Raw genomic sequence first — 10,278 nt, forward strand, 5'->3', positions numbered from 1 at the left:
GCCCGGCCGCGGCCGCCGCCAGCGGCCCGGCGAACGCGGTCGGCTCGAACACGACCAGATCGGCGCGCCAGGAGCCGAGCAGCCGCTCCAGATCGCCGGTCATGCTCTCGGCGATCGCGTCCAGCAGCCCCAGCACCCGGGGCCCGCCGCCCTTCCCCGGCGGGCCGGTGGCGATGTCGCGGAAGACCGGCACCGCGTCGATGTCGCGTCCCACCGGCGCGGCGGGCAGGCCCGCGCGCCGGACGTCGGCGGTCAGGGCGGGCGGCGCGGCGACGAGCACGTCGTGCCCGCGCAACCGGCACGCCCACGCGGTCGGGACGAGCGCGTACAGATGTGAGGGCCACGCCCAGGTGACGAAGACGATGCGCATCGTCCCAGGCCAGCATCCCCCGGTCGACGCCACCTCCACCGGCAGTCGAGCCGGGCGCGAACCGGCCGCCGCACAGTTCAGGGCGGAATCGGCGAATCGGGACGAACCGGCGAACCGGCGAACCGGAGGGCGGAATGCGGGTCAGTGCCAGCAAGGAGACCTGCGCGGTCAGCAGCCTGTGCGTGTACCGCGTCCCCGAGGTCTTCGACCAGGACGAGGACGGCCACGTCGAGATCATCGACCCCGAGCCGCCCGAAGAGCTGCGCGAGCGTGTGCGCGGCGCGGCCGCCGGCTGCCCCACGGACTCCATCCGCGTCGAGTAGGAGGACAGATGGACATCGGAGTGTGCCTTCCGACGACCGTGCACGACGCGGACGGCGACCGGCTGGTCGAGTACGCGCGCCGCGCCGACCGGCTCGGGTTCAGCAGCCTGACCGTCACCGACCGGATCGTCTACGACAACTACGACGGGATCGTCGCGCTCGCCGCCGCGGCGGCCGTCACCGAGCGGATCACCCTGGTGACCGGCATCCTGCTCGCCGCCGCCCGGCCGAGCCCGGTGGAGGTCGCCAAGCAGCTCGCCAGCCTCGACCGGCTCTCGAACGGACGGCTCGTCGTCGGCGTCTCCGCCGGGATGCGCGCGGACGACTACGAGGCGACCGGCACCGACCACGGCACGCGCGGCGCGCGCCTCGACGCGATGATCGAGCAGATGCGGGAGGTCTGGCAGGGCCGGGGGCCGGTGCCGGGAGTGGGCCCGCGCCCGGTGCGCGGCGACATCCCGATCTGGGGCGGCGGAACCTCTCCGGGGGCGTTGCGCCGCGCCGCCCGCCACGGCATCGGCTGGATCTCGCCCGGCGGCGCGCTGCCCAAGTTCACCGAACTCGCCGACGAGGTCAGGCGGCTGTGGGCGGAGGAGGACCGCGAGGGCGCGCCGCGGCTGGCCGCCGACTGCTACGTGTCCCTCGGCCCGGACGGCGCGGCCGCCGCGGACAAGCACCTGTCGGACTTCTACGCCTTCCTCGGCCCGCACGCCCAGTTCCTGGTCAAGGGCGCGATCACCGACGAGGCGCGGCTGCGCGAGGTCGTCGACGGCTACGCGGCGGCCGGCTGCGACGAGCTGATGCTGCTGCCCTGCACCGACGACCCCGGCCACCTCGACAGGATGGCCGACGTCACGCTGGCGGGCTCCCGATGAGCCGCCTGCGCGTGCTGGTCATCGGCGCCGGCCTCGGCGGCCTGGCGCTGGCCCAGGGGCTCCGCCAGGCCGGTGTCGAGGTCGAGGTGTTCGAGCGGGACGCCTCGCCCCGCGGCCGGATGCAGGGCTACCGGCTGCGGCTCCTGCCCGAGGGCGAGCAGGCGTTGCGCGACTGCGCGCCGCAGCGCGTGCAGGAGCTGCTGACCGTCACCTCCAACAAGCGCTACAACCACGGCTGGTCGGCCTACGACGAGAACCTCGTCCCGCAGTGGACGCCGACGTTCGACGACCCGCGCGGCGACGCCGACGAGAGCATGGGCGCGCTCGACCGCGCGACGCTGCGCCGCTGCCTGCTCGCCGGGCTGGACGACGTGGTCCACTTCGGCAGGCGCTTCGTCCGCTGTTCCGTCAGCGGTGACGGCGGCGCGGTGGTGGCGCACTTCGCCGACGGCGGTACCGCGACCGGGGACGTGCTGGTCGCGGCCGACGGCGCGAACTCGCAGGTCCGCCGGCACCTGCGTCCGGGCGACCAGCCGACCGACCTCGGCGTGCGGACGATCCTGTCCCGCACGCCGCGCGACCGGGCGATCGAGGCCGGGCTGCCCGAGGTGGTGCGGGACCGGACCGTCTACGTCATCGGCTCGGACGGCCACCACCTCGGACTGATGCCGATGGTCTACCGGACCCCGCCGCGCGACGCCGCGCGGCGGCTCTGGCCCGGTCTGGAGTTCGACTACAACGACGACTACTACATGTCGGTGTTCAACGCGCAGACCGACGTGCTGGGCATGTCCGACGCCGACTTCTTCGCCATGGACGGCGAGGCGCTGCGGTCGCTGGTGCTGGAACGCACCGCGAGCTGGCATCCCGATCTGCGCGCCATGTTCGAGCACGCCGAACCGGCCGAGACGTTCCCGATCGCCATGCGCGTGAAGCTACCCGTCGAGCACTGGGAACCCGGCCCGGTGATCCCGCTGGGCGACGCCTGGCACACCATGCCGCCGTCCGGCGGGTTCGGGGCCAACACCGCCCTGCGCGACGCGGCCGAACTGTCGGCGGCGCTCGCGGCGGTGGACCGGGGCGAGCGGGATCTGGCCGACGCGTCGGGCGCCTACCAGACGGCGATGGCCGAGTACGCGACCGAGGCGATCAACACCTCCCTGCGGATCGCCCAGTGGTCGATCCACATCGACATGCCCGTCCAAGCGAAGGAAGCCGCCCAGTGACGCACACGATCCCCGACACCGACACGCCCACCGGCATCCTGCGGCTGGGCAACGCCTTCTGCGACGCCAAGGCGCTCATGACCGCGGTGGAGCTCGACCTGTTCACCGGCCTGGACGCCAGTGGACCCGCCACCGCCGAAGAGATCCGCACCCGCCTCGGGCTGCACGGACGCGGCCTCACCGATTGGCTCGACCTGCTCGTCGCGCTCGGGCTGCTGATGCGGGACGGAGACCGCTACGCCAACGCGCCGGGCGCGGGCCGCCACCTGGTGCGCGGCGCGGACGCCTACATCGGCGGGTTCATCCAGCGCACCAGCCGGAACCTGTATCCGGCGTGGGGACGGCTGGCCGAGGCGCTGCGGACCGGCGAGCAGCAGTCCGGCAGCAGCTTCGACGCCGTGGTGGACGATCCGGCGATCCTGGGCCAGTTCATCCGGTCGATGGACGCGCTGACGCAGGTGCTCGGGCCGCAGTTCATCGCGGCCTACCCAGACTGGTCCGAGCATCGTTCGGTGCTGGACGTCGGGGGGTGCCGGGGCGGGCTCGCGGCGCAGATCGTCCAGGCGCACCCGCACCTGGACGGGGCGGTGTTCGACCTGCCGCAGATGTCGCCGTTCTTCGACGAACTGGCCGCCGAGAAGGGGCTGACCGGCAAGCTGACCTTCCACGGCGGCAGCTTCTTCACCGACCCGCTGCCCAGCGCCGACGCCGTCGTCATGGGCCACGTCCTGCACGACTGGGATCCCGGGCAGCGCCGGTTCCTGGTGGAACGGGCGTACGAGAGCGTCAACCCGGGCGGGGTGCTGCTGGTCTACGACCGGATGCTGGACCGCGCGTCCAGCCGGGTCGAGAACCTGGTGATCAGCCTGGACATGCTCCTGGTCACCGACGGGGGCTCGGAGTACCCGGTCGGCGAGCTGCGGGACAACGCGCTGAAGGCCGGGTTCGCCTCGGTCGAGGAGCAGCCGCTCGGCGAATTCGACACGCTGGTGGTGTGCCGCCGGAGCGCGGAGTGACCCCTGCGCGGCACGCGGTCGTGGTCGGCGGCGGCCTGGGCGGACTCGCCGCCGCCGTCGGACTGCGCCGCCTCGGCTGGCAGGTCACCGTCCTGGAGCGCGCCGCCGCGCCGCGCGAGGCCGGCGCGGGCATCTCGCTGCTGACCAACGCGCAGCGCGCGCTGGCCCGGCTCGGGGTGGAGGTGCACGACCTGGCGGCGTCGATGGCGCCGGGCGGCGAGGGGTTGCGCACCCCCTCCGGACACCGTCTGCAGGCCCCGGCGTCCGGGTCCTTCCTGCGCTCCCGCGGGTTGTCGCTGGCGATCCTCACCCGTCCTGAGCTGCACGCGCGGCTGCGGGCCGCACTGCCGGAGTCGTGGCTGGTGCACGGCGCGGAGGCGACCGACGTGACCGACTTCGGATACTGCGCGCTCGTCACCTACCGGGGGCCGCGCGGCTCGCGCACCGTCCGCGGGGACGTGGTGATCGCGGCGGACGGCGCGCACAGCCGCGTCCGGAACATCCTGTTCCCCGGTCTCGCCCGCCCGGTCTACAGCGGCCACAGCGTGTGGCGGGGGATCGCGAGCGGCGTGGACGGCTCGTCCGAACGCGGGGGCAGCACCTGGGGGCGCGGCCTGGAGTTCGGCCGGATGCCGCTCACCGGCGACCGCGTCTACTGGTTCGCCGTCGCCAACACCCCGGAAGGGGCCCGGTACCGCGACCACCACCGCGAGGTCCTGCGCCGCTTCGGCTCCTGGCACACCCCGATCCCGGCGCTCATCGCCGCGACGCCGCCGGACCGCATCCTGCACCACGACGTGATGGAGCTGGCAGAACCGCCGCCCAGCTACGCCAGCGGCCGGATCGCGCTGCTGGGGGACGCCGCGCACGCCATGACGTCCGACCTGGGCCAGGGCGCGTGCCAGGCGTTCGAGGACGCCGTGGTGCTCTGCGCGTCCCTGGCCGCCTCACCTGACGACCCCGTCCAGGCGCTGGCGGACTACGACGTACGGCGCCGTCCACGCGCGCAGGGCATCGCGGTGGCCTCTCGCGCGATGGGCCGGCGGAAGCTGACCGAACGACGCGGGGAGATCCTGCGCCGCAACCTGGCCATGCGCCTGCGCGGCCCACGGGCCGGCCAGGAGGGCATGGCCCGCGTGGGGGACTGGACCCCGCCCGACCTCCAGGGAGCAGAGCGATGATCGTGGTCTTCGGCGCCACCGGCACGATCGGACGCCGCGTGGTGAGCGGCCTGGTGGCGGCGGGCGAACAGGTGCGCGCCTTCACCCGCGACCCCGCCGGGACGGACTTCCCCGCCCCGGTCGAGGTGGTGCGAGGCGACCTGGAGGACGCCGCCGCCGTCCAGGCGGCGGTGGGCGGGGCGGAGGCGGTGTTCGTCCTGTCGGCGGGCCCGCGCACCGCCGTTCACGAGCGCACGGTGTCCGAGGCGGTCCGGGCCCACGGCACCCCGAGGGTCGTGAAGCTCTCGTCGGTCGCCGCGATGCCTCCCGTCCGCGACTCCTACGGCGCGATCCACGCCGCCGCGGAGGAGGCCGTCAAGAACTCCGGCGCGGAATGGACGATTCTGCGCCCGGCGGGCTTCATGTCGAACGTCCTGCGCTGGGCTCCGTCCGTCCACGCCGGTACGGTCCGCCAGCCGCACGGCCGCATCCCGCGAGCGGTGGTCGACCCGGCGGACGTCTCGGACGTGGCCGTGACCTGCCTGACCGCGCCGGGCCATGCCGGAGCGATCTACCAGCTGACCGGTCCCGAGGCCCTGACCGGCGCGGATCTGACCGCCCGCCTGGCCGCCGCCCTGGGCCGGCCCCTGACGTTCGTCGACCTCGACCCGGGGGAGGCGAGGCAGGCCATGATCGGGGCGGGTCTGCCGGAGGACTACGCCACCGGCCTGGTGGACACCCTTGAGGACCCCGATCCGAACCGGGGCGGCACGCCGCTCCCCACCGTCGAGAAGCTCCTGGGCCGTCCCCCCGTCACCTTCGACGCCTGGCTCGCCCGCCACCTCGGCGCGTTCGGCTGACGAGGCGCCCGGCCCGGTCTCCACCCGCGGGCGCGGGCTGATCGAGGCGACGTCGAGTTCACCTGGACCCACGAGGCGCATGCTGCGCCGGAGCCCGACACGACGCAGGGGAGTGACGATGTGCGGCATCGCCGGATGGCTGGACTCCGCAACCGACCCGACGGCCCGCCGGCCGACGATCCGCGCGATGACCGACGCGCTGGCGGACCGCGGGGTGGACGACCGCGGCACGTGGGCCTCCGGCCCGGTCGCGCTCGGCCACACCCGCACCGCGATCATCGACATCGAGGGCGGCGCGCAGCCGCTGGTGGTCGAGGAGGACGGCCGGGTCGTCGCCGTGCTCGTCTACAACGGCGAGGTCTACAACTTCGAGCGGCTGCGGTCCGAACTGGCCGCGCGCGGGCACCGGTTCCGGACGCGCTGCGACACCGAGGTCGTCGTGCGCGCCTACCTGGAGTGGGGGACGTCCTGCGCCGAACGGCTGGAGGGCATCTTCGCCTTCGCGGTCTGGGACCCGCGCCGCGGACGCGTCGTGCTCGTCCGCGACCGGCTGGGCGTGAAACCGCTGTTCTACAGCCTGCTGCCCGGCGGGGGGGTGGCGTTCGCGTCAGAGCCGAAGGCGTTGCTGGCCCACCCCGAGATCCGTCCGGTCGTGACCTCGGACGGGCTGCGCGAGATGTTCGCCACCGCCAAGCAGCCGGGGCGGTCGGTGTACGCCGACATCGCCGAGGTCCGCCCCGGGCACTTCCTGACCGCCTCCGCGGACGGGATCAGGGAGCAGCGGTACTGGGCGCTCTCGGCCGATCCGCACGAGGACGACCTGGACACCACGATCGCGACCGTCCGCGGCCTGATGGACGACATCGTGCGGCGGGAGCTCGTCGCGGACGTGCCGCTGTGCACCGCGCTGTCGGGCGGCATGGACTCCAGCACCGTCACCGCGCTCGCCGCCGGCCTCCGCCGGCGGCAGGAGGGCGAACGCGTCCGGACGTTCGTGACCACCTTCGACGAGTACGCCGAGCGGTTCCGGCCCGACGACGTGCGGTTCGCGCCCGACGAGCCGCACGCCGCCGAGGTCGCCGCGCGGTGGGACACCGACCACATCGTCATCCGGCTCAAGTCGGCCGCGCTGATGGACCCCGCGACCCGCCGGGCCGTGCTGTGGGCGCAGGACATGCCGACGCCGCTCGGCGACATGGACGTGTCCAACTACCTGACGTCCCGTGAGATCAAGACGCACTCGACGGTCGCGCTGTCCGGGGAGGTCGCCGACGAGATCTTCGGCGGCTACAACTGGATGTTCAAACCGGAGTGCGTGAACGCCGACACCTTCCCCTGGGTGACCAACGAGACCCTGCAACCGGGCTCGCCGCTCGGCGTCGGGCGGGCGCTGTTCGACCCCGGCCTGATGGACGGCGTGGACATGCCCGGCTACTACGCCGACGCCTACCGCACGGCGCTCGCCGAGGCCCCGCACCAGCCGGACGAGACGCAGCGCGAACACCGCATGCGCGACATCACCTATGTGACGCTGACCCGCTGGCTGCCCATGCTCCTGGACCGGGGCGACCGGCTGTCGATGGCGCACGGCCTGGAGCTGCGCGTCCCGTACGCCGACCACCGCCTCGTGCAGTACCTGTACAACGTGCCGTGGAGCATGAAGACCTTCGACGGCCGGGAGAAGAGCATCCTGCGCGCGGTCGGCCGCGACCTGCTGCCGACCTCGGTCCTCGACCGCACCAAGTCCCCCTGGCCGGTGACGCAGGACCCCGCCTACACCCGGATGCTGCGGGACGAGCTGACCGCCCTGATCCGCGACCCGTCCTCGCCGGTGCTGCCCTACCTGGACCGGGACGCCGTGCGGCGGCTCCTGGCGCGGCCCGCCGAGGCCGGTCAGGACTGGGCGAGCCGGATGAACATCGAGATGGTCCTGCAGTTCGACGCGTGGCTGACGCGTTACGGCGTGGACCTGCGGCCCTGAAGGAGCCTTGCCATGACCACCTCCTCGCCCCTGGTGTCGAGCCTGGGCTTCGTCATCTTCCAGATCACCGCGGCGACCGTCCGGCTTGAGGTACCGAACCTCCTGGACACCCCGAAGACCGCGGACGAGCTCGCCGCGCTCACCGGCGCCCACCCGCGCGCGCTGCTGCGCCTGCTGCGCGCCGCCGCCGCGACGGGCCTGCTGCGCATGACCGGCTCCGGCGCGTTCGAGCTGACCGAGCTGGGCGCGATGTTCCGCAGCGACTCGCCGACCGCGGGCGACGCGCTGGTCAGGCTCAACTCCCAGGCCGAGGTGTGGAAGGCGTGGGGGACGCTGGAGCAGACTGTCCGCGACGGCCGCTCCTCGGCGTTCAGGCTGGCCCACGGCGTCGAGGCCTACGAGGCGCTCAAGGACGACCCGGAGACGGCCGCGCTGTTCCACACCGCGATGGCGTCCGGCACCCGCGACCAGCTCCGGCACCTGATCGACTGCTACGACTTCGGGGACGCGCGGCACGTGGTCGACATCGGCGGCGGCAACGGCACCCACCTGGCGGCGATCCTGCGCGCCCACCCCGGCCTGCGCGGCAGCGTCTTCGACACCGCGAACGGCGCGGTGGAGGCGGCCGACCAGCTGCGCCGCGCCGGCCTGTCCGACCGTTGCGACGTGGTGGCGGGGGACTTCTTCGACTCCGTCCCGCCCGGCGCGGACCTCTACCTGATGAAGAACATCCTGGTCGACTGGGACGACGACGCCTGCGTCCGCATCCTGGGCAACATCCGCAGGGCCATCGCCCCGGACGGCCGCCTGGTGGTCGTGGGCACCGTGATGCCCGAGGACCCGTCCGGCGCCGGTGCCGACGAGTTCCTCTCGGCCTGCATCTTCGACATCTGCCTGATGATCACGGTGAACGGCTGGGAACGCACCCGGTCCGAGTACGAGAGCCTGTTCACCAAGGCGGGTTTCGCGCTCGCCTCGATGTCCCGGGTGGGCGACGGCCAGAACACCGCCCTGTTCCACAAGCTGGAAGCGCGTCCCGTCTAGCGAGCCGTCTCGTGGGCCGGGGGCCGGTTCGCGCCCCCGGCCCACGCCGGTCAGTCGCGTTCGAAGAGGCGGACGGCGAGGGGGAACGAGACCACGAAGATGCCCGCCGTCCAGATGAGGGCGCGGACGATGAAGTAGCCGGCACTGTGGCCGAGCAGCGCGGTGGCCTGGTCGCCGAGGGTCAGGGCGCGGACGGACTCGACCATCTGGGTGACGGGCTGGTGGTCGGCGAAGGCGCGCAGCCAGCCCGGCATGGTGTTGGTGGGGACGTACGCGCTGGAGGCGAAGGTCAGCACGAAGATCGGCATCATCATGAACTGGACGGTGCGGGCGTCCCGGATGAGCAGGCCGAGGGAGATGAACACCCAGGCCAGGCCGAAGCCGAACAGCAGGCACAGGGCGAAGGCGGTCAGGCCGTCCAGCCAGGTGCCGGTGAGGCGGTAGCCGATGGCGAACGCGACGGCGGTGGTGACCCCGAGGCTCCAGACCAGCAGGACCAGGTCGGCGAGGATCCGGCCGACCAGGACGGTGTGGCGGGGCATCGGCAGGGACCGCATCCGGTCGATGAAGCCCTTCTGCATGTCCTCGGCCATCGCGGTGGCGGAGGTGACCATGGTGAACAGGACTCCGGCGGCGATGAAGCCGGGCGCGCCGAAGTCGATGTAGGACAGTCCGTGGCCGTAGCCGAGGCCCTTGCCGCTCTCGATCGCGCCGCCGAACACGTAGCGGAACAGCAGCAGGAAGCCGATCATCTGCATCGGCGAGAAGATGATCATCGCGGGGCTGCGCAGGAACGGGACCAGGGCCCGCTTGGTCACCAGCGCGGTGCTGGTGAGGACGCCCGCGTGGCGGGGGGCGGGGAGTTCCGCGACGGTCGCGGTCGTCATCGGGGTTCCTCTCGGGGGGAAGGTGTCAGGACGTGGCTTCGGCGCGTTCGCGGCCGGTCAGGGCGAGGAAGACCTCGTTGAGGGTGGCCTGCCGGACGGTGACGCTGAGCACGCTCACCCCGGACTCCTCCGCGGTGCGCAGGCCGAGCGCGAACCGGTCGGCGACGCCCTCGGCGCCCATCGCGACGGTGACGCGGCGGGCGCCCTCGTCCACCTGCGGTTCGGAGCCGCTGTCGCGGGCGAGCACCCCGGCGACGGTGGACAGGCCGGACCGGTCGGAGACGGTGACCTCCAGGACGTTGCCGCCGACCTGGCCCTTCAGCTCGGCGGGCGGCCCGGACGCGACGACCCGGCCGCCGTCGATGATGACGATGTGGCCGGCGAGCCGGTCGGCCTCCTCCAAGTACTGGGTGGTCAGCAGCACGTCGGTGCCGCCGGCGGCGAGCTCGTCGATGAGGTCCCAGACCTCCAGGCGGCTGCGCGGGTCGACGCCGGTGGTCGGCTCGTCCAGCAGCAGGAGCCGGGGCGCCCCCGCC

Annotated in this window: 10 protein-coding genes and 1 pseudogene; 8 read left to right on the plus strand and 3 right to left on the minus strand. The window is 73.3% G+C overall.

Annotation, left to right across the window (positions count from 1 at the left end; translation table 11 throughout):
• A pseudogene (locus AB0J52_RS14540) lies at positions 1–370 on the minus strand (nucleotide disphospho-sugar-binding domain-containing protein); the annotation flags it as partial.
• Positions 371–504: 134 nt separating this feature from the next.
• On the opposite strand from AB0J52_RS14540, the gene AB0J52_RS14545 reads away from it, so the two are divergent.
• The 8 genes from AB0J52_RS14545 (at position 505) to AB0J52_RS14580 (ending at position 8,855) form a co-directional block, all read left to right on the plus strand.
• A complete protein-coding gene (locus AB0J52_RS14545) occupies positions 505–693 on the plus strand; it encodes a ferredoxin (protein WP_500182071.1) in 189 nt (62 codons plus the stop codon).
• Between the two features lie 8 nt (positions 694–701).
• A complete protein-coding gene (locus AB0J52_RS14550; protein WP_500182072.1) occupies positions 702–1,568 on the plus strand; it encodes an LLM class flavin-dependent oxidoreductase in 867 nt (288 codons plus the stop codon).
• Complete coding sequence (locus tag AB0J52_RS14555; RefSeq protein WP_500182073.1) at positions 1,565–2,794, plus strand: FAD-dependent oxidoreductase; 1,230 nt, start codon at positions 1,565–1,567, stop codon at positions 2,792–2,794. Before AB0J52_RS14550 ends, AB0J52_RS14555 begins: the two co-directional genes overlap by 4 nt.
• Complete coding sequence (locus tag AB0J52_RS14560; protein ID WP_500182074.1) at positions 2,791–3,810, plus strand: methyltransferase; 1,020 nt, start codon at positions 2,791–2,793, stop codon at positions 3,808–3,810. The genes AB0J52_RS14555 and AB0J52_RS14560 overlap by 4 nt, the downstream gene beginning before the upstream one ends.
• Positions 3,807–4,991, plus strand: a complete 1,185-nt coding sequence (locus tag AB0J52_RS14565) for an FAD-dependent monooxygenase (protein ID WP_500182075.1) — start codon at positions 3,807–3,809, stop codon at positions 4,989–4,991. Before AB0J52_RS14560 ends, AB0J52_RS14565 begins: the two co-directional genes overlap by 4 nt.
• Complete coding sequence (locus AB0J52_RS14570; RefSeq protein ID WP_500182076.1) at positions 4,988–5,830, plus strand: NAD(P)H-binding protein; 843 nt, start codon at positions 4,988–4,990, stop codon at positions 5,828–5,830. Before AB0J52_RS14565 ends, AB0J52_RS14570 begins: the two co-directional genes overlap by 4 nt.
• 118 nt (positions 5,831–5,948) lie before the next feature.
• On the plus strand, positions 5,949–7,811 hold the full coding sequence (gene asnB / locus AB0J52_RS14575) for an asparagine synthase (glutamine-hydrolyzing) (RefSeq protein WP_500182077.1): 1,863 nt from the start codon (positions 5,949–5,951) through the stop codon (positions 7,809–7,811).
• A gap of 12 nt (positions 7,812–7,823) precedes the next feature.
• A complete protein-coding gene (locus AB0J52_RS14580) occupies positions 7,824–8,855 on the plus strand; it encodes a methyltransferase (RefSeq protein ID WP_500182078.1) in 1,032 nt (343 codons plus the stop codon).
• 50 nt (positions 8,856–8,905) lie between these two features.
• Here AB0J52_RS14580 and AB0J52_RS14585 read toward each other — a convergent pair whose 3' ends face one another.
• Together AB0J52_RS14585 and AB0J52_RS14590 are read right to left on the minus strand one after the other, a co-directional pair.
• Positions 8,906–9,742 carry an ABC transporter permease gene (locus tag AB0J52_RS14585; RefSeq protein WP_500182079.1) on the minus strand — a complete coding sequence of 279 codons (837 nt, stop codon included), beginning with the start codon at positions 9,740–9,742 and terminating at the stop codon, positions 8,906–8,908.
• Positions 9,743–9,767: 25 nt separating this feature from the next.
• Positions 9,768–10,278: DrrA family ABC transporter ATP-binding protein (locus tag AB0J52_RS14590; protein WP_500182080.1), on the minus strand; the 511-nt coding region annotated here is incomplete at its 5' end.

Source organism: Spirillospora sp. NPDC049652 (assembly GCF_040675125.1).
In the GTDB taxonomy this organism is placed as follows: domain Bacteria; phylum Actinomycetota; class Actinomycetes; order Streptosporangiales; family Streptosporangiaceae; genus Spirillospora.